General features: G+C 66.8%; 24 protein-coding genes. 11 read left to right on the top strand and 13 right to left on the bottom strand.

What is annotated here, in order from left to right; translation table 11 throughout:
* The first annotated feature begins 19 nt into the window (after nucleotides 1–19).
* Together prrA and CG716_RS01625 are read left to right on the top strand one after the other, a co-directional pair.
* Nucleotides 20–721, top strand: coding sequence for a two-component system response regulator PrrA (gene prrA / locus CG716_RS01630; protein ID WP_094475739.1), 702 nt, complete (start codon nucleotides 20–22; stop codon nucleotides 719–721).
* A gap of 7 nt (nucleotides 722–728) precedes the next feature.
* Nucleotides 729–2,066 (top strand): HAMP domain-containing sensor histidine kinase, encoded by a 1,338-nt coding sequence (locus CG716_RS01625; protein WP_094475737.1) that lies wholly within the window; start codon nucleotides 729–731, stop codon nucleotides 2,064–2,066.
* Here CG716_RS01625 and CG716_RS01620 read toward each other — a convergent pair.
* Nucleotides 2,063–2,857 carry an SDR family NAD(P)-dependent oxidoreductase gene (locus CG716_RS01620; protein WP_094475735.1) on the bottom strand — a complete coding sequence of 265 codons (795 nt, stop codon included), beginning with the start codon at nucleotides 2,855–2,857 and terminating at the stop codon, nucleotides 2,063–2,065. The two genes, CG716_RS01625 and CG716_RS01620, sit on opposite strands and share 4 nt — an antisense overlap.
* Nucleotides 2,858–3,008: 151 nt before the next feature.
* Between CG716_RS01620 and CG716_RS01615 the strand changes: the two genes are divergently transcribed.
* The 3 genes from CG716_RS01615 (at nucleotide 3,009) to speB (ending at nucleotide 6,237) form a co-directional block, all read left to right on the top strand.
* The gene (locus CG716_RS01615) at nucleotides 3,009–4,571 is read left to right on the top strand and encodes an ABC transporter substrate-binding protein (RefSeq protein WP_094475733.1); all 1,563 of its coding nucleotides are present in this window, start codon (nucleotides 3,009–3,011) and stop codon (nucleotides 4,569–4,571) included.
* Nucleotides 4,572–4,574: 3 nt separating this feature from the next.
* The gene (locus tag CG716_RS01610) at nucleotides 4,575–5,180 is read left to right on the top strand and encodes a TetR/AcrR family transcriptional regulator (protein ID WP_094475731.1); all 606 of its coding nucleotides are present in this window, start codon (nucleotides 4,575–4,577) and stop codon (nucleotides 5,178–5,180) included.
* A 97-nt stretch (nucleotides 5,181–5,277) separates the two neighbouring features.
* A complete protein-coding gene (gene speB, locus CG716_RS01605; RefSeq protein WP_094475729.1) occupies nucleotides 5,278–6,237 on the top strand; it encodes an agmatinase in 960 nt (319 codons plus the stop codon).
* A gap of 3 nt (nucleotides 6,238–6,240) precedes the next feature.
* Here the strand turns inward: speB and CG716_RS01600 are convergent, their stop codons facing one another.
* Nucleotides 6,241–7,002, bottom strand: a complete 762-nt coding sequence (locus tag CG716_RS01600) for a class II aldolase/adducin family protein (protein WP_094475973.1) — start codon at nucleotides 7,000–7,002, stop codon at nucleotides 6,241–6,243.
* A gap of 103 nt (nucleotides 7,003–7,105) precedes the next feature.
* Between CG716_RS01600 and CG716_RS01595 the strand changes: the two genes are divergently transcribed.
* Together CG716_RS01595 and CG716_RS01590 are read left to right on the top strand one after the other, a co-directional pair.
* Nucleotides 7,106–7,297, top strand: a complete 192-nt coding sequence (locus CG716_RS01595) for a hypothetical protein (protein WP_094475727.1) — start codon at nucleotides 7,106–7,108, stop codon at nucleotides 7,295–7,297.
* 21 nt (nucleotides 7,298–7,318) lie between these two features.
* Entirely contained in the window at nucleotides 7,319–8,050 is a 732-nt protein-coding gene (locus CG716_RS01590; protein WP_094475725.1) for a D-2-hydroxyacid dehydrogenase, read from the top strand.
* A 39-nt stretch (nucleotides 8,051–8,089) separates the two neighbouring features.
* Here CG716_RS01590 and CG716_RS01585 read toward each other — a convergent pair whose 3' ends face one another.
* Genes CG716_RS01585 through CG716_RS01570 form a run of 4 tightly spaced genes read right to left on the bottom strand, consistent with a single transcriptional unit; the run spans nucleotide 8,090 to nucleotide 11,079 of the window.
* The gene (locus CG716_RS01585; protein ID WP_094475723.1) at nucleotides 8,090–8,452 is read right to left on the bottom strand and encodes an FKBP-type peptidyl-prolyl cis-trans isomerase; all 363 of its coding nucleotides are present in this window, start codon (nucleotides 8,450–8,452) and stop codon (nucleotides 8,090–8,092) included.
* Between the two features lie 18 nt (nucleotides 8,453–8,470).
* Nucleotides 8,471–9,256, bottom strand: coding sequence for a GntR family transcriptional regulator (locus CG716_RS01580; protein ID WP_094475721.1), 786 nt, complete (start codon nucleotides 9,254–9,256; stop codon nucleotides 8,471–8,473).
* A 4-nt stretch (nucleotides 9,257–9,260) separates the two neighbouring features.
* Nucleotides 9,261–10,037 carry a 3-oxoacyl-ACP reductase FabG gene (gene fabG, locus CG716_RS01575; RefSeq protein ID WP_094475719.1) on the bottom strand — a complete coding sequence of 259 codons (777 nt, stop codon included), beginning with the start codon at nucleotides 10,035–10,037 and terminating at the stop codon, nucleotides 9,261–9,263.
* A gap of 28 nt (nucleotides 10,038–10,065) precedes the next feature.
* A complete protein-coding gene (locus CG716_RS01570) occupies nucleotides 10,066–11,079 on the bottom strand; it encodes a phosphotransferase enzyme family protein (protein ID WP_094475971.1) in 1,014 nt (337 codons plus the stop codon).
* Between the two features lie 283 nt (nucleotides 11,080–11,362).
* Between CG716_RS01570 and CG716_RS01565 the strand changes: the two genes are divergently transcribed.
* The 3 genes from CG716_RS01565 to CG716_RS01555 are packed head-to-tail and all read left to right on the top strand — an operon-like array spanning nucleotide 11,363 to nucleotide 14,576.
* A complete protein-coding gene (locus tag CG716_RS01565) occupies nucleotides 11,363–12,934 on the top strand; it encodes an APC family permease (RefSeq protein WP_094475717.1) in 1,572 nt (523 codons plus the stop codon).
* A 45-nt stretch (nucleotides 12,935–12,979) separates the two neighbouring features.
* Nucleotides 12,980–14,299, top strand: coding sequence for an aspartate aminotransferase family protein (locus tag CG716_RS01560; RefSeq protein WP_094475715.1), 1,320 nt, complete (start codon nucleotides 12,980–12,982; stop codon nucleotides 14,297–14,299).
* A gap of 28 nt (nucleotides 14,300–14,327) precedes the next feature.
* Nucleotides 14,328–14,576: a DUF2630 family protein gene (locus CG716_RS01555; protein ID WP_094475713.1), complete on the top strand. Its 249-nt coding sequence runs from the start codon at nucleotides 14,328–14,330 to the stop codon at nucleotides 14,574–14,576.
* Here the strand turns inward: CG716_RS01555 and CG716_RS01550 are convergent.
* The 7 genes from CG716_RS01550 to pdxH all read right to left on the bottom strand — a co-directional run bounded on the left by CG716_RS01550 (nucleotide 14,564) and on the right by pdxH (nucleotide 21,270).
* Nucleotides 14,564–14,986, bottom strand: a complete 423-nt coding sequence (locus CG716_RS01550; protein ID WP_094475711.1) for a MarR family winged helix-turn-helix transcriptional regulator — start codon at nucleotides 14,984–14,986, stop codon at nucleotides 14,564–14,566. The two genes, CG716_RS01555 and CG716_RS01550, sit on opposite strands and share 13 nt — an antisense overlap.
* Complete coding sequence (locus CG716_RS01545; protein ID WP_094475709.1) at nucleotides 14,976–16,427, bottom strand: MFS transporter; 1,452 nt, start codon at nucleotides 16,425–16,427, stop codon at nucleotides 14,976–14,978. Before CG716_RS01545 ends, CG716_RS01550 begins: the two co-directional genes overlap by 11 nt.
* A 137-nt stretch (nucleotides 16,428–16,564) precedes the next feature.
* Nucleotides 16,565–17,860, bottom strand: a complete 1,296-nt coding sequence (locus CG716_RS01540) for a citrate synthase (protein WP_094475707.1) — start codon at nucleotides 17,858–17,860, stop codon at nucleotides 16,565–16,567.
* A gap of 102 nt (nucleotides 17,861–17,962) precedes the next feature.
* Nucleotides 17,963–18,604 (bottom strand): TetR family transcriptional regulator, encoded by a 642-nt coding sequence (locus tag CG716_RS01535; protein WP_234817662.1) that lies wholly within the window; start codon nucleotides 18,602–18,604, stop codon nucleotides 17,963–17,965.
* A gap of 39 nt (nucleotides 18,605–18,643) precedes the next feature.
* Nucleotides 18,644–19,306 carry a TetR/AcrR family transcriptional regulator gene (locus CG716_RS01530; RefSeq protein ID WP_094475705.1) on the bottom strand — a complete coding sequence of 221 codons (663 nt, stop codon included), beginning with the start codon at nucleotides 19,304–19,306 and terminating at the stop codon, nucleotides 18,644–18,646.
* Nucleotides 19,307–19,334: 28 nt separating this feature from the next.
* On the bottom strand, nucleotides 19,335–20,609 hold the full coding sequence (locus CG716_RS01525) for an MFS transporter (RefSeq protein ID WP_094475703.1): 1,275 nt from the start codon (nucleotides 20,607–20,609) through the stop codon (nucleotides 19,335–19,337).
* Nucleotide 20,610: 1 nt separating this feature from the next.
* The gene (gene pdxH / locus CG716_RS01520; RefSeq protein WP_094475967.1) at nucleotides 20,611–21,270 is read right to left on the bottom strand and encodes a pyridoxamine 5'-phosphate oxidase; all 660 of its coding nucleotides are present in this window, start codon (nucleotides 21,268–21,270) and stop codon (nucleotides 20,611–20,613) included.
* 117 nt (nucleotides 21,271–21,387) lie between these two features.
* On the opposite strand from pdxH, the gene CG716_RS01515 reads away from it, so the two are divergent.
* Nucleotides 21,388–22,512: a citrate synthase 2 gene (locus CG716_RS01515; RefSeq protein ID WP_094475701.1), complete on the top strand. Its 1,125-nt coding sequence runs from the start codon at nucleotides 21,388–21,390 to the stop codon at nucleotides 22,510–22,512.
* The last annotated feature ends 69 nt before the right edge of the window (nucleotides 22,513–22,581 follow it).

Below are 22,581 nucleotides of genomic sequence, written 5' to 3'. Positions count from 1 at the left end.
ATCAGGCAAGATAAGGCCCATGGACAGTAGTTCGGCCGCACCCCGAGTACTGGTGGTCGATGACGATCCCGACGTGCTCGCATCGCTGGAGCGCGGGCTGCGGCTCTCCGGATTCGAGGTGGCCACCGCCGTCGACGGCGCCGAAGCCCTGCGCTCGGCCACTGAAACCAGACCCGACGCGATCGTGCTCGACATCAACATGCCGGTGCTGGACGGCGTCAGCGTGGTCACCGCGCTGCGCGCGATGGACAACGACGTGCCGGTCTGTGTGCTCTCGGCCCGTAGCTCCGTCGACGACCGGGTCGCCGGCCTGGAGGCCGGGGCCGACGATTACCTGGTCAAACCGTTCGTGCTGGCCGAGCTGGTGGCCCGGGTCAAGGCACTGCTGCGTCGGCGTGGCGCGACGGCCACGTTCTCCTCGGAGACCATCCAGGTCGGTCCGCTCGAGGTCGACATCCCCGGGCGGCGGGCCAGGGTCAACGGTGTCGACGTCGACCTCACCAAACGTGAGTTCGATCTGCTCGCGGTGCTCGCCGAGCACAAGACGGCGGTGCTGAGCCGCGCCCAGCTACTCGAGTTGGTGTGGGGCTACGACTTCGCCGCCGATACCAACGTCGTCGATGTCTTCATCGGTTACCTGCGCCGCAAGCTCGAGGCCGGCGGCGCGCCCCGACTGCTGCACACGGTGCGCGGCGTGGGTTTCGTGTTGCGCACCCAGTGATCGGGTCGTGACGCTCCCGCGGATCTTCCGCCGCACCCCGTCACTGCGTACTCGAGTGGCATTCGCGACGGCGATCGGCGCGGCGATCGTGGTGACGATCGTCGGCACCATCGTCTGGATCGGCATCACCAACGACCGCCTGGAACGTCTGGACCGGCGACTGGATGAGGCCGCGGGCTTCGCGGTTCCGTTCGTCCCGCGCGGTCTCGACCAGATCCCGCCGTCGCCCAACGATCAGGACGTGGTGATCACCGTCCGCCGCGGCGACCAGGTCCGGTCCAATTCCACGGTCGTGTTGCCCAGACTCGACTCCGACTACGCGACCACCGAGGTCGACGGAGTCCGCTATCGGGTGCGTACGGTGGAACTCGCCTACCCGGAGGCCACCACGCTGGAGGTCGGCGCGACCTATGACGACACCATCGCCGATACCAACAACCTGCACCGCCGAGTGCTGGTCATCTGCGTGTTCGCCATCTGCGCGGCCGCCCTGCTCGGCTGGGCACTGGCCACGTTCGCGGTGCGGCCATTTCGGCGACTGGCCGCCCAGACCCGGCAGATCGAGGCCGGCGACAAGGCGCCCGACGTCGAGATCGGTGGCGCCACCGAGGCGGTCGAGATCGGCGAGGCGATCAAGGGTCTGCTGGAACGGATCTGGACCGAACAGGACCGCACCCAGGCGGCGCTGGCCTCGGCGCGCGACTTCGCCGCGGTGTCGGCTCATGAACTGCGCACCCCGCTGACCGCGATGCGCACCAACCTCGAGGTGCTGACCACTCTGGACGTGACCGACGAACAGCGCAAGGAATTGCTCGGCGACGTCGCGCGCACCCAGGACCGCATCGAAGCCACCCTGGGTGCACTGGAACGCCTTGCCCAGGGCGAACTTTCGACAGAGGCCGACCACGTTCCCGTCGACATCACCGAGCTACTCGACCGCGCCGCGCACGACGCGATGCGGGTCTTCGCCGACCTCGAGGTGTCGCTGGTGCCGTCGCCCACTTGCATCATCATCGGGCTGCCTGCCGGTCTTCGGCTGGCTGTGGACAACGCGATCGCCAACGCCGTCAAACACGGTGGCGCCACCCGGGTTCAGCTGTCGGCGGTCAGCTCGCGCGAGGGTGTCCAGATCGCGGTCGACGACAACGGCACCGGCGTGCCGGAGGCAGAGCGCTCGGCGGTGTTCGACCGCTTCGCCCGCGGGTCAACGGCGTCGCACTCTGGTTCTGGCCTGGGCCTGGCGCTGGTGGCCCAGCAGGCCGAACTGCACGGTGGCACCGCCTCACTGGAGGACAGTCCGCTCGGCGGTGCGCGACTGATACTGCGGTTGCCTGCACCGCACTAGGCCGCCACGGTGGCTCCGCAGATCGCGTTGCCGCCGTCGATGATCAGCGTCGTCCCGGTGACGTAGGAGGCGCCCGGGGTGGCCAGGTAGGCGACGCCGGTCGCCACCTCGTCCGCGGTGGCCGACCGCCCGACCGGCGTGGCATTGCCTGCGGCGACTTCCGAGGGCAACTGGGCCGCCGTCGCAATCCAGCCCGGCAGTACGAGATTGGCGGTGATGCCGGTCTTCGCGTAGTCGACGGCCATCGACCGGGTCATCCCCAACATCGCGGCCTTGGCGGTGTGGTATCCGACGTCTCCGGTGTAGGCGGTCAGGACACCGGCGGTCGACCCCACGTTGACCACGCGGCCGTATTCCCGATCGACCATGCCCGGCAGTGCCGCCCGAGTGACAAAGAACGCACTGTCGAGGTTGCGCCGCAATGCAAGTGACCACTCTTCGTCGGTCATCACCATCAGCGGGTTGGGCTCTTCGGGGCTGTGCACCGATGCCAGGCCGGCGTTGTTCACTACGATGTCGAGCTTGCCGAACGCCGCCTCGGTGGCCTGGACCAGACCGCGGGCCGCATCGGAATCGAACAGGTCGGCGATCTGCGCTTCGGCCCGAATACCTTCAGCGGCGAGCTCCTCGGCCCGCTGGTGAACCCGGTCGGTGGTGCCGGTCACCATCACCGCCGCACCCAGTTGGCCGAGCAGCCGCGCCGAGGCGAAGCCTATGCCGAGCTCGCTGCTCGAACCGGTGACGAGAGCCACCTGACCGGTGAGGTCGAACGCCCGTGGTGTAGCAGGCATTGTGCTTGCTCCCTTCGAATTTCAGCTGTCGTCGCGAGAGTAGAGCGCCGCCGCCGGCATTTCTAGGTCAAACGTACAACTCTTGGACGTTCGTACAAGGCGGTAACCGTCATGTCACACAGTGGAAATCAGCCCACCCGAAACTGGGCCGATGAAGATCACGTCGGGAATCGCGCCCCTGGCGATCGCGGCACTACTGCTGGGCGGCACGGCCTGTTCGGGAAAGACCAACAGCCCCAGCGACAATGCCGCAGCCTCGTCGACCGTGCGCACTCCGCTGATGTCCGACCCACCGCCACTGGATCCCGACACGTTCTACCAGCCCGAGGGTCTGCTGATCATGACCTCGACCTACCAGGGGCTGCTCCAGTACGCCCCGGGGTCGACGAAGATCGCACCGCTGCTCGCAACCAAGTGGGACGTCTCCCCCGACGGGCTAACCTATACGTTCACCCTGCGTGACGGCGTCAAGTTCGCCGACGGCACGCCGTTTGACTCGGCGGCTGCCAAGGCCAGCTTCCAGCGACGCATCGACATGGCGGGCGGACCGGCCTACATGCTGGCCGACCTCAAGGACATGCAGACACCGGACCCGCACACGTTCGTCGTCACCCTCACCAAACCCGTTGCACCCTTTCTGGATTACCTCGCCTCCCCGTACGGCCCGCTGATGACCAGCCCGACCGCGGTCGCCCAACACGCCACCGGCAACGACCACGCCTCGGCGTGGCTGGCGTCGCATACCGCCGGCACCGGCCCCTACGAGCTGACCGAGGCCGTGCCAGCCAGTCACTACACGATGGCCGCCAACAAGAACTACTGGGGCACACCCGGGCAGATCACCTCGGTGCAGATGCCGGTCATCACCGCCTCGGCCGTGCAACGGCTCGAACTCGGCAACGGCCAACTCGACATGGTGCTGCACGGCCTGTCGAAGGGCGACTACGAAGCCCTTGCGTCCGGCCCGGACACCGAGGTGCTCCAGGAGAATGCGTTGGTCAAGGCCGAGGTCATGGTCAGTCCGAGTTCCACAGTCTTCGCCTCGCACGACGCGCGGGCCGCCCTGTCCGCCGCTCTGGACCAAACCGCCTTGACCACACAGGTTTTCGGCGCACAGGGCGCCCCGTCCACCCAGTTCTACCCAGTCGGAATGTTGCCGGACGGTGCAGTGCCCGACAAGCACGACTACGACCCGTCGAAGCTGGCCGCTGTCGGCAAGAGCGGCGGCGATGTCATGATCGGCTACCCCACCGGTGACAGCAGCCTGCAGAACCTGGCCAACCAGATGCAGGTTATCCTGCAGCAGGCGGGGCTGAGGGCGACAATCCGCGACTTCCCGCTGGCCCAGTTCTTCGCGCTGCCCCAAAACCCCGACCAGCGACCGGATCTGCTGCTGGCCTCGTTCAATCCCGACGCCGCCCACCCTGACACCTGGTCGCGGATCTATCAGTACACAAACGCGCCGGTGAACCTGCAGGGCTGCTCGGTACCGGACGCCGACAAGCTCCTCGACGCGGGCAGTGCCGAGCCCGACGCCGCCAAATCGCAGGCCCTGTATGTCGAAGCCGCCAAGGCCTATCGGGACTCCTTGTGCTGGATCAATATCTCCGACCTGCACAACACGGTCGCCGCCCGCAAGGGTTACTCCGGTTGGCAGAGCCAGCCGGCCTGGATGTGGGATACGGACTTCTCCACCCTGAAGCATCAGGGATGACAGATGACGGCTGGCACCACGGCGCGAGGCGCCGCACGGCGCACCGAAATCATCGACGCCGCCATCGAGGTGATGGCACGAGTCGGCCTCGCCGGATTGTCGATGCGCCTGGTGGCCCATCAAGCCCAGATACCGCTGGGTGCCCTGACCTACTACTTCGACGACAAGTCGGATCTGATCGCCCAGGCTTTCGCCCAGTTGTCGGATCGCGAGATCGACCGGGTGGTGCGCACCGCCGAAGGCCTGCAACCGTCGATGTCGCCTTCAGCGCTCGCGGATCTGGTCGCCGACATGATCATCGAAGGATTCAGCACACCGCGCGGCGCGATCATCACCCGCTACGAACTGGTCACCGAGGCCAGTCGGGACGAGCGGCTTCGGCCCCTGTTCGAGGCATGGTATGCCGCAATGGTTCCCGCGCTCAGCCGGCTCTTCCGTGAGATCGGTTCGCACCAGCCCGAACTCGACTCCCGCACCATCCTGGCGGTGATGGCGGGCCTGGAGATCGACAATCTCTACCGCCCGCTGCGGCCGGTGGACAAGCGGCGTATCCGAGCGACTCTGCGGCACGCGTTCACCGCCGTCATCGCCCTGCACGACACCCGGTAACGACTACTCAGGAGGCTTCACGTATGGCAGGCAGCCTGTTCGGTCCGGACATCACCATCCTCGGCGTCCCCCGCCCACGACCCCACCACAATCACTGATGTCCGACGCACCGCCGCCCCCTGTCGGCGCCACGCCGTCGACGCAGGTCCCCCGCTACGCCGGCAGAGGCACGTTCGCGCGCATCGCGGACATTCACGAGGTGTCCGACTACGACATCGCCGTTGTGGGTTTACCTTTCGATGGTGGCACCTCCTACCGGCCGGGCGCGCGGTTCGGACCGATGGCGGTGCGCCAGGCGGCCCGCACGTTGCGTCCCGGATACCACGTCGAATTCGGCGTCGCCCCGTTGGAGCAGGTTCAGATCGTCGACGCAGGCGATGTGACCATCACCCCGTTCGACATCCCGGAAGCGTGCCGGCAGATCGAGACCGGTATGCGCGAGATCATCGGTGACCGCGGGCGCAGGGTCGTCGCGATCGGCGGTGATCACACCGTCGCACTGCCGAATCTTCGTGCCCTGCATGCGTTCCACGGCCCCCTGGCGTTGGTGCACTTCGACGCGCACCTTGACACCTGGGACACGTACTTCAATGCGCCGGTCACGCACGGTACGCCGTTTCGGCGCGCGTTCGAGGAAGGGCTGTTGATCGAGGACCACTCGATCCACGTCGGCATCCGGGGCCCGATCTACGACCGGATGGATCTGGACGACGACGCCCGAATGGGATTCCGGATCATCCGGGCCGGCGACCTCGACGTCATGGGCGTCGAGGCCGCTGTCGACGTCGTCGCCCGCCGTGTCGACGATCTGCCGGTCTACCTCTCGATCGACATCGACGTGCTTGACCCCGCCTTCGCTCCCGGCACCGGGACGCCGGAATCCGGTGGGCTCACCTCACGCGAACTGCTGCGAATGCTGCGCCGGCTCAAGGGAGTCAATGTCGTGGGCGCCGACGTCGTGGAGGTCGCGCCGGCCTACGATCACGCCGAAATCACCTCGATCGCGGCCGCAACGGTGGTGTTCGACCTGCTGAGCCTGATCGTCGCCAACGGGTGAGGCTCAGCCCGCGTCGGGCACATAGGTCCGTTGCGCCCACTGGAAGACCTGCCATGCTTCACGTTCGTCGAACATGTCGTGCACCCGCCGGGCGGCCTGCGCTCCGATCGGTTTGGCGTCGCGCGCCTTGACCTGAACTTCGGCGCTGCGCTCCATCATCAAGAAATAGCCGACCGCCGCGTCGACACTGGCACCCACCGTCAAAAGCCCGTGGTTACGCAGAATCGCGGCCCGGGTTTCCCCGATGGCGGCCGCGATCCGCTTGCCGCCATCGGTCGAGCCGATGTTGACTTCCTCGTCGTCGAAAATCTCGTGGTCGTCGAAGAACGCGCACGCCTCCTGTGAGATGGGTGCCAGCTTGGTGACGGCCGCGGAAAACGGTGTGCCGTAGGGGGTGTGGCAGTGCGCGGCAGCGATGACGTCGGGGCGGGCCTCGTGGAGCGGGGCATGAATGTAATACGCGGCGATGTTGATGTGTCCGCCGCCCTCGATCGAGCCGTCCGGGCCGACCAGGACCAGATCGTCGGGCGTCATGAAGCGAAACGGCACGCCGTAGCGGCCGAGCCAGAAACAGTCGAGCCGCTCCGGGTCGCGGGCGGAGATGTGCCCGTCTCCCAATGAGCCCCAGCCCATCGCGCCGAATACGCGATAGGCCAACGCCAGACGTCGCTTACGGTGGGCCCGCAGTGCGGCGCCATCGGTGATGAGCGGCTCGGCGGCATCCGGGTCGAGGAACGCACCGTTTGATGCGCCGTCAGCGATCATGTCGGGGACCACCTGCTTTCGGTGCGGTCGAATCGTCCATCGGGCGATCGCATTTCGTCTGCAATAGACTATCGAAATTGACGTCATTGAGCGCCCCATCGTCGTGGTCGTCACCGAGCCCGACCCCGAACTGCCGCCGCCGCCGCTGGAACTGATCCCTGCCGGCGTCGAGGTGGTCGAGGTGAGTGCGACGCCCACCGACGATCAGGTGGCCAGAGCTCAGGTGCTCTACATCTGGGACCATCGCTTCGCCGATCTGGGCGCGCTGCTGCGCCGGGCTACCGACGTCCGCTGAGTCCACGCCGCTTCGGTCGGGGTGAACCGACTGCTGTGTCCCGAGTTGGCGGCGGTCACGCTCACCAACTCGCGCGGCGTATTCGACGTGCCGATCGCGGAATGGGTGATCGCCGCGGTGCTCAGCCACGTCAAGGGGCTCGCCGACAGCTGGTCGTTGCAGCGTGAGCGTCGGTGGCAGTACCGGACCACCGGACGGCTGGCCGGTAGGCGCGCGGCCGTGGTGGGCAGCGGGTCGATCGGCCGGGCCGTCGCCGAGCGATTGATGCGACTAGACGTGGACGTAACGCTGGTCGGCCGCACCGCGAGCGCCGACCCCCGCTTCGGCACCGTCAGGGCCAGCACGGAGTTGGTCTCAGTGGCCGCGGAAGTGGACCTGCTGGTGCTGGCCGCACCGCTGACTCCGGCCACGACGGCATTGGTGGGGTCCGCGGTCCTGGACGCGCTGGGGCCGAGCGGATTTCTTGTCAACGTCGGTCGCGGGCCGACGGTCGTCGAGGCGGATCTGGTCGATGCGCTGCGCAGCGGAGCGATCGCGGGTGCGGCACTAGACGTGTTCGAGGTCGAGCCACTGCCGGCCGGGTCGCCGCTCTGGTCGATTCCCAATGTGCTTGTCTCTCCGCATATGTCGGGCGACTATGTCGGGTTCGAGGTCGACATGATGCGGGTGTTCACCGACAATCTCGCGCGATGGCTGCGTGGCGAGCCGCTGCACAATATTGTCGACCCGGCCGTCGGGTACGTACCCCAGTAATTCAATCGTCAGGGCCCCGGGCGGACGAGGGACAGTTATCTAGCGGGTGGCCAGCAGGTCGATGACGAAAATCAACGTCTTGCCGGACAGCTGATGCCCGGAGCCGGCCGGCCCGTAGGCCTGCTCGGGCGGGATCGTCAGCTGACGCCGGCCACCCACCTTCATGCCCGGGATGCCGTCCTGCCAGCCCTGGATCAGTCCGCGCAGCGGGAAGGAGATGGACTCACCACGCTTCCATGAGCTGTCGAACTCATCCCCGGTGTCGTATTCGACACCCACGTAGTGGACATCCACGACAGCGCCGGGCGTGGCTTCATCGCCGTCGCCGACCACCAGGTCCTTGATGACCAGCTCGGTGGGCGCCGGGCCGTCGGGGAACTCGATCTCGGGTTTGCTCGTCACGGGACACACACTAGTCGGTCAGGCGCTGCTGACCGAGCGTTCCACCCGACCGTCAGTGCCCCTACGTTCCCGCGCGGTGACCGTCGACGTCGTGGCCGTCAACCGCACCCGATCGGCCCGGAACAGGTCGTAGGCGTACTCGAACGGCCGGTCGGCGGCATCGCGGGTGACCCGGGTGATCGCCACCAGTGGGCGGCGGTGCGCGATGCCCAGCCAGTCCGCCTCCCGCGGACTGGCGCTGACGACCTCGATGGTCTCGCTGGAGGTCGCGGGCACCAGCCCGTACCGAACGGCGAACAACTCGTAGAGCGAGCCGCCCAGCGGTTGCTCCAGCAGATCGATGACGTGGTCGGCGACGAAACAGGAGAAATCCACCGACAGCGGTACCCCGTCGGCATAGCGCAGCCTGCGGATCGCGAAAACCTCACACCGATCCTCGATCTCCAGTGCGGCGGCCTCCGCCGGGGTGGCGGGGCGGCGATCAGTGGCCAGCACGCGGGTGGCGCTGGTATGCCCGCCACTGCGCAGCCTGGCCGGCAGGCCGGCCAGCTCGGCGGCGTTGCGCTCCACCACGTCGGCGCGTACGAAAGTTCCCCCGTTGCGGCCGGTTCGGCGCTCCAGCACCCCCGCGCGACTCAGCGGCAGCAGCGCACTGCGGAGCGTCGAGCGGGAAACCTCGAACCGGTCGGCCATCTCACGCTCGGTACCAAGCCGCGAACCGGGCCGCAGGGTGCCCTGAGCGAGCATCGAGAGGATGCGCCGTCGCACATCCTCGGCAATCGGGCCCCCCTCCGACTCCTCCATCGGACTAGGGCCGCACCGCGTCCGGCGACTCCGGCAACACCTGACCACCGTCGACGGCGATCGCCTGGCCGGTGATGTATCCGGCTTCGGCCGTGGCCAGGAACGCGGCGAGATGGCCGATGTCCTCCGGTTTGCCCAGCACGCCTGCCGGGATCGCGGCGGTCATTCCGGCAATGTAGTCCTCGCCCATGTCGGCGAGGCCTTCGGTGAAGATGTTGCCCGGCAGCACCGCGTTGACGGTGATCCCGTGTGGTCCCAATTCGATTGCGGCGGTGCGCATGAAGCCCAGTTGCGCGGACTTGGACGCGCCGTAGTGCGACCAGCCGGGGAAGCCGGTGATCGGACCGGTGATCGACGATGTCAGGATCACCCGGCCGCGCCCGGACGCGATCAGCGCATCCAGGCAGGCCTGAACCGTGAACACATTGCCCTTGACGTTGACGTCCAGAACCTCGGAGAGCTGAGCCGGGGTCATAGTGGCCAGCGGCGCTTCGGGGAAGATGCCCGCGTTAGCGCAGACGACGTCGATCCCGCCGAACGCCTCGATGACGGCGGCGGCCAAGCTCGCACACGCAGCGGGGTCGGTGACATCGGTCTGCACGCCCAGCACCTTCCCTGGGCCCAAGGTGGCCAAATCGCCTACCGCCGTGTCGAGTTCGGCCGCCGAACGCGCTGCGATCGCGACGTTGGCGCCGGCGGTGGCGAACACCGCGGCAATACCACGGCCGATGCCCTTGCTGCCGCCGGTGACCACCACAGACGTCGAACTCAGGTCAAACATGCGCACTCCATCTCTGCCACAGCCGGTTTCACACCCGCGACCCGAAGATCGCATCCTGCAGCCAACTCCGGTCTTCCAGGTAGCGCTGCGCCAGCCGCGCAGTATTTGGTGCGAACTCCACACCAACACCGATCGCCGCGTCGGCGTCGAAATGCGATGCGATCCACGCCGTGAGCATGATCCGTCGCATCATCACGAAGGACGGGATGAGGGCCAGGTGCTCGACCGGAAACGACCCCGCCTCGAAGTAGCCCGTGAGCCATTCGGCGATGATCCGCTCGCCGGCGGGCGTGTCTTCGATGAACGATACCGCTGCCCCGAGGTCGGCCAGATACCACGACCACCCGCAGTCGTCGAAGTCGATCACGGTGATCCCGGCCGACACGTCCGCTGGATCGACCATCAGGTTCGCCAGCCGCAGGTCGGCGTGCACCAGACCGAAACGGTCTGGGCTGCAGCCGAAATCGGTCAGCTTCGCCGTGATGTCGTCGACGGCGCGCTGGATCACGACACGGTCGGCGTCGGTCAGGCCCGGCGCCATGCGCCAGTTACCCCAGCGCGCCCGCGGGCCGAGGATCGTCTCGAGGTCCCAGCGGAACCGGGTAAAGCCATCCGGGAAGTGCCAGTTCCGGGAATGTTCGTGCATGACGGCGGTGAGGCGGCCGAGTTCGTCGAAGCCGACAGCCTCGGGATCTTCCTCGGCCGTGCAGCCCGCCACGAACGTCACCGCGTCGACGTGCAACGCCTCGTCATCGACCTCGGCGACCACCACATCGGTTCCGTCCAGGGCGGCGACCAACTCTGGTGTGGTAACCGAGGTTTCGGTCCGCAGGGCCTGCATCCACGCCAACTCCGAGCGAATCGCCTCCAGCGAGTGATAGCCGGGCCGATGCACCCGCAGCACGATCGGCTCGTCGCCCTCGACCAGGTACGTGGCGTTCTCCGACAGGCTGAGCAGCCGCAGCGGCGCCTCTGGCGAGCGCCCGTAGGCGGGAAGGGCAGCGCGCGCGAATAAGTCGTGAGTCGGCGGCAGTCCCGGCATGCGATCAGTGTGGACCATAACCGCATGCCCGGCAGACCAAATCGGGACTTTTTACGCCCCTGTTTCCTAGCTCCGTCGCGCGAAACACAACCGAAACAATCGGGACGTATCGGCTCGATTGTTCCTGTTGACCAGGCGATCTCGCGAGGGTAACAATGTCGTCGTCGCACCACAGAGTCGTTGTCGACATTGCCCTCGCTCCCCGGGTCACCAGCACCTGAGACAAAACCAGACCAAAAACCGGCGCGACCCCCAGTCACGTTCGAGATCGGAAATTCACACTATGAGCGACATCATCGATCCGCCCGCCACGGCGGGCACCGGTGCCAGCACCGATACCGTCCAGCGGCTCAAGCCCAATGCCGTTGGGCTGATCGGCGTCCTGTTCATGGCCGTCGCCACTGCCGCGCCGATCACCGCAATGGTCGGCAACGTGCCGATCGCGGTCGGATTCGGCAACGGCGCCTACGCACCCGCGGGATACTTCGTCGCCACGATCGTGCTGACGCTGTTCGCGATCGGCTACGCCGCGATGAGCAAGCACATCACCGCCACCGGCGCGTTCTACGGGTACATCTCCCACGGACTTGGCCGCATCATCGGACTCGGCGCCGGGTTCCTGACCACGATGGCCTACATGGTGTTCGAGGCCTCACTCATCGGCATCTTCGCCTTCTTCGGCAATGACACGTTCAATTCGCTTTTCCACGTGAACGTTTCGTGGATTGTCTTCGCGGTCGCGATGCTGGCCATCAATGCCCTGCTGACATACTTCGACATCAACGTGGCGGCGAGGGTCCTCGGGGTGTTCCTGATCACCGAGATCGTCATGCTCTCCCTGATGGCGCTGTCAGTGTTGTTCACCGGCGGCGGCCCGCAGGGCTGGTCGTGGGGATCGCTCAACCCGCTCAACGCTTTCCAGAATCTGTCCGGCTCGGTGACCGGTGCCGACGGCAGCATGCTCACGGTCGCCGGATCGGCCGGCATCGGCCTGTTCTTCGCGTTCTGGTCATGGGTCGGCTTCGAGTCCAGTGCGATGTACGGCGAGGAGTCCAAGAACCCGAAGAAGATCATCCCGATCGCGGTGATCAGCTCGGTCATCGGAATCGGCGTGTTCTACATCCTGGTCTCGTGGCTGGCGATCGTGGGCACCGGACCGCAGAACGCCATTGCACTGGCGCAGGATTCGACTACCGCCGGTGACATCTTCTTCGGGCCGGTCGGTGCGCACCTGGGCACCTGGGCCGTCGACCTGTTCAAGATCCTGCTGATGACAGGTTCGTTCGCGTGCGGCATGGCGTTCCACAACTGCGCCGCCCGCTACATCTACGCGATCGGCCGGGAGAACGTCATCCCCGGGATGCGCAAGACGCTCGGCGCCACGCACGCCAAGCACGGCTCCCCGCACATCGCCGGCTTCGTGCAGACCGGATTCGCCACCGTGGTGGTGCTGTTCTTCGCCATCACCGGGCGCGACCCCTACACCGGCCTCTACGGGCTGATGGCGCTGCTGGGCACCACCGCGATCCTGCTCGTGCAGGCCTTGGCCGCGTTTGCGGTGATCGCCTACTTCCACGTGGGCAAGAACCACCCCGAGACCGCAAACTGGTTCCGCACCTTCCTGGCTCCCCTGCTAGGCGGGCTCGGCATGCTCTACGTGATCTACCTGCTGGCCAAGAACGCGTCGTTCGCGGCGGGCACCGCCGCCTCCGACTGGGTCTTCACCGCGATCCCCTATGTGGTGGGCATCGTCGGCATCGGCGGCATCGTGTTGGCTGTGGTGCTGAAATACACCTCGCCGCAGCGCTATTCGGAACTGGGCCGCACGGTCCTCGAGGAGGCACACGAGCGTTAGTGAGTGCGGTCGCGGGTCGCGTCAACGAGGCGAAGGAGTAGCGGTATGAGTTTCTCGAACATCATGGATTCCAACAGCTACTCCGCGGATCACCCGGTTGATCCCGCCACCGAATCGTTGATCGCGGCCCGTGACCGCATGTTAGGCCCGGCGTACCGGCTGTTCTATCAGCGGCCGGTGCACCTGGTTCGCGGCGAGGGCACCCGGCTCTACGACGCTGACGGCGCCTGCTATCTAGACGCCTACAACAACGTCGCCAGCGTCGGGCACTGCCACCCGCACGTGGTCGACGCCGTCAGCCGGCAACTGTCCACCCTGAACACCCACACCCGCTATCTGCACGGCGGCATCATCGACTACAGCCAGCGTCTGCTGGCCACCATGCCCGACCAGATCGATCAGGTGATGTACGCCTGCACTGGGTCGGAGGTCAACGATCTGGCCTTACGTGTCGCCGAAATGCACACGGGTGCAACGGGTGTCATCGTCACCACCGACGCGTACCACGGCAACACCGCCGCGGTAACCGCGATCTCGCCGTCGATCGGCGGAGCGACGTCACTCGGCGAGCACGTGCGCGCCATCCCCCCGCCGGACAGTTACCGGGTGCCGGCCGACGAACTGGCCGCCCGGTTCGCCGACGACGTCGTCGCCGCCATCGCCGACCTGCAGGACAGCGGTGCCGGATTCTCCGCTCTGATCGTGGACACCATCTTCTCCTCCGACGGCATCTACCCCGACCCCTCGGTGCTGGCGCCCGCGGTGGCGGCGGTGCGTCGCGCCGGAGGGGTGTTCATCGCCGACGAGGTCCAGCCCGGATTCGCCCGCACCGGCGATGCGATGTGGGGCTTCCTGCGCCATCGCGTGGTGCCGGATCTGGTCACGATGGGCAAGCCGATGGGCAACGGCCTGCCCATCGCGGCGATGGCGGCCTGCACCGAGGTGCTTGACGCATTCGCCCGCGGAGTGCCGTACTTCAACACCTTTGGCGGCAACCCGGTGACGGTGGCCGCCGCCGCCGCGGTGCTCGACGTCATCGACGACGAGAAGCTGATGGCGAATGCCGGCGACGTGGGCACCGAATTGCGCACCGAGTTGGCCCGGCTCGGCGCCGACCAGCCGCGTATCGGCGACGTGCGGGGCACCGGCCTCTACGTCGGCGTCGAGGTCATCTCCGAGACCGGCGCGCCGGACCGGGCCGGCGCCCGTGCACTGGTCAACGCCTTGCGGGAGCGCCGGGTACTGATCTCGGTCTGCGGCCGCGACGGCAACGTCCTGAAGATCCGGCCGCCGCTGGTTTTCTCCAGTTCCGACGTCGACTGGTTCTGCACCGAGTTCGCCGCGGTTCTCGCTTCCCCGTTCTGACGAGAGCGAGATCGGGCACACTGGAGCGGTGGCAGAAGACAACGACACCCTCGCGCGCATCCACGACCTGGTGGCGCAGGAACGCGAACTGCGCGATCGGGTGGTACACGGACAGCTCGACCCGTCCGAGGAACAGGGGCGCTTGCGGGCCATCGAAACCGAACTCGACCAGTGCTGGGACCTGCTTCGGCAGCGCCGCGCACTGCGCGAGACCGGCGGAGACCCCGGCGCCGCCGCTGTGCGGCCCGCCGAGGAAGTCGAGGGCTACCTCAGCTGACCCAGACGCGCCAGGATCGTCCGCAACGCCTGAAGATCCTGCTCGTCCAGCGTTGCCAAGACCTCGGGAGCGGGGTCGTCGGTGTCGTCGAGCACGGCGATGACGTCGCGGCCCGCCTCGGTCAGCGACACCATCTTGCAGCGCCGGTTGTCCGGATGAGGTTGGCGGACCACCAGTCCGCGCGCCTCCAGATCGTTGACCGCCACCGTGGCGGCCGGGGCGTCGATGGTGGCCGCCTCCGCGACTTCCTTGACCGTCATCGGCTGCGACGCGAGCCTCCGCAGGATCCGAATCCGGCTGAACGGCAGGTCGGTTCGGTCCACCACCGCGCGACGCCACCGGTCCTTGTTGTCCAGGACCAGGCTCGACATCGATCGCCACACCTGATCGGCGACCGGATTACCCGACACGGGCGGCCTCCCCTCGATGGGTCTCGATCAGCGGGGCCAGCCGCTGCGCGGACTGTGCGGCTCGCGCCGAAGTGGACACCACGGCCAGCAGGGTGATCACGAGACCCAGCCCGATGCTGACCCACCACAGCGGCCGGGCCGCCGACGTGAAGTCCACACCGACGACCGCCAGCGCCGAGCCGGCGACCGAACCACACAGCGCCACACCGATACTCACACCCACCTGCCGGCTGGTCGACGTCACCGCCGATGCCGCCCCGGCCCGGTCACGGGGCATGCCGCTCACCGCGGCATTGGTGATCGGTGCGTTCACCATGCCGAAGCCGATGCCATAGACCGCGAAAATGCACAGCACCGCCCAGATCGGAGTGGTGGCGGTGAGGAACGTCAGCATCACCGAGGCGACGGTGATCAGCACCCCCGAGATCAGCAGCGACGGACGAGCGCCGAAACGGCCGACCAGCCGGCCCGACAGCGGCGAGAAGAACAGCGCGCCGATCGCGATCGGCAGGTAGATCAAGCCGGTGTGAGCGGCCGAGTAGCCGCGCTCGCCCTGCAGGTAGAGCGACATCATGAACAGGAACGCCCCCCACGCGGCGAAGGCACACACGGCTGTGACCGTAGCCGCCGAGAACGGAATGCTGCGGAAGAACCGCAGATCGATGAAGGGGTCGTGGCGGCGCGATTCGTAACGCAGGAAGCCCACCAGGGCGATCGCCGCACCGACCGCGATGGCCACGATGCGCGGGTTGGTCCAGCCCAGACCGGGCGCCTCGATGAGCACGAACACCACGCCGAACAGCGCCAGTACCGCCAGTAGCTGCCCGACCGGATCGATGTCGCGCATGGTCGCCGACTTGCTCTCGGGAACGAAGACGGCGGTGAGGATGATCGCCGCCGCGCAGATGGGCAGGTTGATCCAGAACACCGCGCGCCAGCCGATCGCCTGGATCAGGAAACCACCGACGATGGGGCCCAGCGCCATCGAGATGCCGACCACCGCACCCCACAGCCCCAGCGCCCGGGCGCGCTCCACCCGGCCCACGAAGATCTGCGAAATGATCGACAGTGCAACGGGATTCATCATCGATCCGCCGAAGCCCTGGACCAGCCTGGCGGCGATCAAGGTGTCGATGTTCGGCGCCAGGCTGCACAGCAGCGAGCCCAGGGCGAAGGTGGCCAGGCCGATCTGGAACACCCGGCGGCGGCCGAAGCGGTCACCGGTGGCGCCCGACAACATCAACAGCGAGGCCAGCACCAGGGTGTAGATGTCGATGACCCATTGCATCTGAGACGGCGTGGCGTGGAGGTCGGCGCGGATCGCGGGGATCGCGACGTTCACGATCGTCGAGTCCATCGACACGATCAACAGGCTCAGGCAGCAGGACGCCAAGATTATCGTCTTGCGCCGCGCGCTGAACTCATCGACAGTTGTAATCACACAACCATTGTGAAACTACAATCGTGTGCAGGTCAAGCGGGGACGGCGTCGAAATCGACGAACCGGCGAAGATCACCCGAACTTTTACGCCCGAGTCGCGGTTCGGGCGTCAAGAGAGTTACCGGCCCTCGACAGAGTTACCGGCCCTCGATGCCGGCGTAGTCACGCTCGGTGTAGCCGGTGTAGATCTGGCGCGGGCGGCCGATCTTGCTGCTGCCCTCTTCGTGCATCTCCCGCCAGTGCGCGATCCAGCCCGGCAGCCGGCCCAGCGCGAACAACACGGTGAACATGCGGGTCGGGAAGCCCATCGCGCGGTAGATAACGCCGGTGTAGTAGTCGACGTTCGGGTATAGCTTGCGCTCGATGAAGAAGTCGTCGGTGAGCGCGATCTCCTCGAGTTCCTTGGCGATATCGAGCAGCTCGTCGTCACCGCCGAGCTTGCCCAGGATCTTGTCGGCCTGCTCCTTGACGATGCGCGCCCGCGGGTCGTAGTTCTTGTACACCCGGTGCCCGAAGCCCATCAGCTTCACACCGTCTTCGCGGTTCTTCACCTTCTTGACGAACGTCTGCACGTCGTCGTCGCCGGCGCGGATCTTCTCCAGCATCTCCAGCACCGCCTGGTTGGCGCCGCCGTGCAGCGGACCCCACAGCGCGTTGATGCCACCGGAAATCGAGGTGAAGAGGTTGGCCTGCGAGGAGCCCACCAACCGCACCGTCGACGTCGAGCAGTTCTGCTCGTGGTCGGCGTGCAGGATCAGCAGCATGTCCAGGGCCCGGACGATCTCGGGATCCACCTCGTAGGGCTCGGCCGGGAAGCCGAACGTCATCCGCAGGAAGTTCTCCACCAGGGTCAGCGAGTTGTCCGGGTACAGGAACGGCTGGCCGGCCGACTTCTTGTAGGCGTAGGCCGCGATGGTCGGCAGCTTGGCCAGCAGCCGGATCGTGGACAGCTCCACCTGCTCCTTGTCCAGCGGGTCGACCGAGTCGGGGTAGTACGCCGACAGGGCGTTGACGGCGCTGGACAGCACCGGCATCGGGTGTGCATTGCGCGGGAAGCCGTCGAAGAACCGCTTGAGGTCCTCGTGCAGCAGGGTGTGCCGCTGAATCTGGGTGGTGAACTTCTCCAGCTGCTCGGCGGTCGGCAGCTCGCCGTAGATGAGCAGGTAGCTCACCTCGATGAACGTCGACTTCTCGGCGAGCTGCTCGATCGGGTAACCGCGGTAGCGCAGGATCCCGGCGTCACCGTCGATGTAGGTGATGGCGCTCTTGGTCGACGCGGTATTCACAAAGCCCTGGTCGAACGTCGTATAGCCGGTCTTGGCCAGCAGTGAGCCCAGTGCGATTCCGTCCGAACCCTCGGTCGCACGGACAACGTCGAGCTCAACCTCGCCGCCCGGGTACTTCAGGGTGGCGGTCTCGTCGGTTGCGGACACAGGAACCCCTTCTGAGCTCTTTGACGCCCCCAAGGCGTCCGTACTAGTGGAAGGTAGTCGTTATTCTGCCGACACGCCCGCCTGGGGTTGGCCCGGGGTAGGTCATGGGCTCCAGAGCCGGGTGAAAACGCCGTACATCGACTCGATTCGGTCGCATAGGACGTTCGGTTCGATGGGTGGGCCACCCGGAGTTCCGAGATCGCGACAGGCCACTGCCATCACCACCGTCCAGGTGTCGAACAGGATTCGGATCGCCGGGTGGTCGGCCACCACCCCCATCCGGCGCGCCGCGACGCTGACGGCCCCGTGCTGAAAACCGTCCTCGCGGAACATGAACGGCGCCAACCCAATCGCCGGGGCGGAGTTCACGATCGTCAGCAGCAGTCTCATCCGGTCGAACGACGCCGACCCCGGCGCGGCGTACGGCGCGCTGCGGAACGTCTCGAGGTGCGCGCGGGCCAGCGCCTCGTAGTGGGTGATGTCGGTGGGCTGGCGTGCGAACGAGGCGGCCACGTCCCGGGCGACGTCGTCGAGAATGGCGACGACCACCGCGTCTTTGTTGGAGAAGTACCGGCTGAAGGTACGCGGGGCGATCTCCGCAGCGGCCGCGATCTGCTCGACCGTCGTGTTGTCGTAGCCCTGCTGGATACACAGGTGGATAGCCACGTCGATCAAAGTCGCCCTGGTGCGTTGTTTCTTCAGTTCACGCAATCCAGGAGCGGCTGCGTTCGCGATAACGGCCACGTCGCGCCACCCCCCTCGCCTCTCGCGAGCCCCCGGACGTCAAGTGGTCGAGGGTAACGCCGATCGGCCTTCGGCGGCGGCGATATCGGCGAATTCACCGAATGTGACGTCCAGCCGGTCGGCCATGACGACCGCACAGTCGCCGTAGTCGTCAGGTCCGATCACCAGCTGACCCCACGCTCCTGCGGTGATAGCGCCCCACAGCGACACGATCAGAGCCACCTGCTTGTCTCTTGGATCCACGCCCATCCGGGCCGCGATCGCGACGACCAGCGGATGCAGCCGCGACGCGGCGGCCGCCAGTCGCAGCGCACTGGAGGAGGAGATGACGTTGACCATCAGGATCAGCCGGCGCGTGGTCAGATCGGTCACTTCACCGGCCGGAACCCGGCGCAGCGCCCGGGTGTGCGCGCAGGCCAACGCACGCAGCGGCGAAACCGACGGCGCGATCATGGCTAGCTCGGCGACAGCGGCGTTGACCAAGTCGTCGAGCACGGTGATCATCACCGCATCCTTGTTCGGGAAATACCGGCTGAAGGTGCGCGACGACACTTCGGCGGCCGCGGCGATCTGCTCGACAGTGGTGTTGTCGTAACCGTTCTCGATGCACAGCTTCACAGCGGCATCCACCAACATGGCGCGGGTGCGTTGCTTCTTTCGTTCGCGTAATCCGGGAAGCCTCGGCGCGGTGACGTCGGCCACGCCGCAATCTTAATCCGAACGCGCGCGTTTACCGTTCGACCGGTTGCACGCGGTACTGCACGAACACCGGAACCGCCGCGGCGGCAATGAGGACCCCGACCACCACCAGTGCTCCGCCGCCCGCGGCCGCGATGGTCGTGCCGATCATCGCGGCGGCCGCGCCGTGCGCCGCGTCGGCCAGCCGCGGACCGCCGGCGACCACGACGGTGAATACTCCCTGTAGCCGGCCGCGCAAGTCGTCGGAGGCCACCTGCTGCAGGATCGTCGACCGGAATGCCGCCGACACCATGTCAGCAGCGCCGCCAATGGCCAAGAACGCCACCGCAATCCACAGCATCGCCCCCGTGCGGCCGTGTGCCAGGCCACCCGCCACACCGAAACCGATCATGGCCGCGCCCCACACCACGATCGATATCACCACAGCCAAGCCCTGGCGCTGGATGCGCGGAAACCAACCGGAGAACACCCCGCCTGCGACAGCGCCGATCGACATTGCGGCCGCCAGCAGCGCCATGGTTGTGCCGCCCTCGATCGGTCCGCCGAAACTCTGGTGTGCCATCTGCGGAAACAGCGCCCGCGGCATACCGAGGATCATCGCGATCAGGTCGACGACGAACGACATCAGCACCACCTTGTTGCCGGACAGGAACCGGAAGCCCTCGAGAACCGAGCGAATGGCATCGAATCCCATCCCCCGCCCGCCGACTGTGGGCGGTATCGGTGCGAGTCGGAAGGCCACCCAGATCGGCACCAGACACGTGAGCGAGTCGATCAGATACAGCGTGGACAGGTCGATCCACCGCAGCATCACGCCGGCCATCAAGGGGCCGACGATGGCACCAAACTGGAACACCGTGAAGTTCAGCGAGTTGGCCGCTGCCAGCTGGTTGCCGGGGATCATGCGCGGTATCGCCGCCGAGCGGGTGGGGCTGTCGATCGCGTAGAACGCCTGCTGAACCGACAACAGGCACAGCACCACCCACACGTTGTTCAGCCCCATCGCGGCCTGCAGCCACAACAGCACCGAGGACACCGCCAGCCCGCAGGACGTGATGATCAGCAGCACGCGCCGATCCATGGCATCGGCCCACGCGCCACCCAGTAACCCGAAAACAATCAGGGGGAACAAGGCGAACAACCCGGACAGCCCGACATACGCCGAGTTCTGGGTGAGTGCGTACAACTGAACGGGCACGGCGAAGATGGTGAGGTTGGCCCCGATGACCGTGACGATTCCGGCCACCCACAGCCGGCGGAAGTCCGGCGTTCTCAGTGGGGTGGTGTCGGCGAACAGCCGCGCCACGCTAGGGCTGCAGCCGCTCTATACGGATGCCCGATGTCGCCGGCCCGGCGGCTCCGGCGCCGCCTATCACGCGAATCCGGTTGTGGACCCGGTTCTCCCGGCCCTGCCAGAACTCGACGACCTCGGGGGCGATCCGGTAGCCACCCCAATTCGGCGGCACCGGGACCCGCTCGTCACCGGCGAACCGCTCGGTCACCTCGGCGAGCTGACCCAGCAGCGCGGCCCGCGAGCCGATCGGGCGGGACTGCGAAGAGGCCCACGCGCCCAGCTGCGAACCGCGCGGCCGTTTGGACCAGTAGTCCGCGGTCTCCTCGGCCGTGACCTTCGTCACCGCACCGCGAAGGTGTACCTGCCGGCCCAGCGCAAACCACGGGAAGGTCACCGCGGCATACGGTGTCGCCGCGAGCTCGGAGCCCTTGGCGGAGTCATAGTTGGTGTAGAAAGTGATCCCGGTCTCGTCCACGCTTTTGCACAACACCGTGCGGCTGACCGGTCTTCCCGCGTCGACCGTCGCGAGCACCATGGCGTTGGGCTCGGCTATCCCGGCCGACTCCGCATCGGCGATCCACCTGTGCAACAAGGCAAGCCAGCCGTCGGCAAGCCAGTCGATATCGAGGTCGCTGCTGCCGTCCTTCTCGACCGAGCCGTACTCGACTCGCATCGCCGCCAGGCGATCGGCGTCTGGATTTTCCACGGGCTCACGGTACGCCGGAAGCCTGCGGGCGTCCGTTACCGACCGGTAGCAGCGGCTTGATCGGCGAGTGGGAGAATCCAGCTCATGACTGTGGTACCCGACGATTTCGTGCCCGGCCTGGAAGGCGTAGTGGCCTTCACCACCGAGATCGCCGAGCCTGACAAAGACGGCGGCGCGCTGCGGTATCGCGGTGTGGACATCGAGGATCTGGTGGGCAACCGGGTCACCTTCGGTGATGCCTGGGCCCTGCTGGTCGACGGCCGGTTCGGTGATGGCCTGCCGCCGGCCGAGCCGTTCCCGCTGCCGATTCACACCGGCGATGTGCGCGTGGACGTACAGGCCGGCCTGGCGATGCTCGCGCCCATCTGGGGTTACGCACCGCTGCTGGACATCGACGGCGAGACCGCGCGTGATCATCTCGCCCGCGCATCGGTGATGGCGTTGTCGTATGTCGCACAGTCCGCTCGCGGGATCTACCAGCCTGCGGTGCCACAGCGCGTAATCGACGAATGCTCGACTGTCACAGAGCGTTTCATGACCCGCTGGCAAGGCGATCCGGATCCACGGCACGTCGAGGCGATCGACGCGTACTGGGTGTCGGCGGCCGAGCACGGGATGAACGCCTCGACGTTCACCGCGCGGGTAATCGCCTCCACCGGCGCCGACGTCGCGGCCGCGCTGTCCGGCGCGATCGGCGCGATGAGCGGACCGCTGCACGGCGGCGCACCGGCTCGGGTACTGCCGATGCTCGAAGAGGTCGAGCGCAACGGCGATGCCCGCGCAGTGGTCAAGGGTGTTCTCGACCGCAAGGAAAAGTTGATGGGCTTCGGCCACCGCGTCTATCGCGCGGAGGACCCGCGGGCGCGAGTGCTGCGGGCCACGGCCAAGCGGTTGGCCGCGCCGCGCTACGAGGTGGCCAGCGCTCTCGAGCAGGCCGCACTGGCCGAACTGCGCGAGCGCCGCCCGGACCGCGCCATCGAGACCAACGTCGAATTCTGGGCCGCGGTGATCCTCGACTTCGCCGGGGTGCCCGCGAAGATGATGCCCGCGATGTTCACCTGCGGCCGCACCGCGGGATGGTGCGCCCACATCCTCGAGCAGAAACGGCTCGGCAAGCTGGTTCGCCCGTCGGCGATCTACGTCGGCCCGGCACCGCGCCCGGTGGACGCGGTCGAGGGCTGGAACGAGATCAAGCACGCCACCGTTTGACGACGATGCCGCCGAGGTACGAGGCGGAGGAGAAGTCAAACAATCCAGACACCGTTTGACGACGATGCC

Origin of the sequence: Mycolicibacterium sphagni, from assembly GCF_002250655.1 — a bacterium.
Lineage (GTDB): Bacteria > Actinomycetota > Actinomycetes > Mycobacteriales > Mycobacteriaceae > Mycobacterium > Mycobacterium sphagni.
This window is presented reverse-complemented; position numbering and strand designations above follow the sequence as displayed.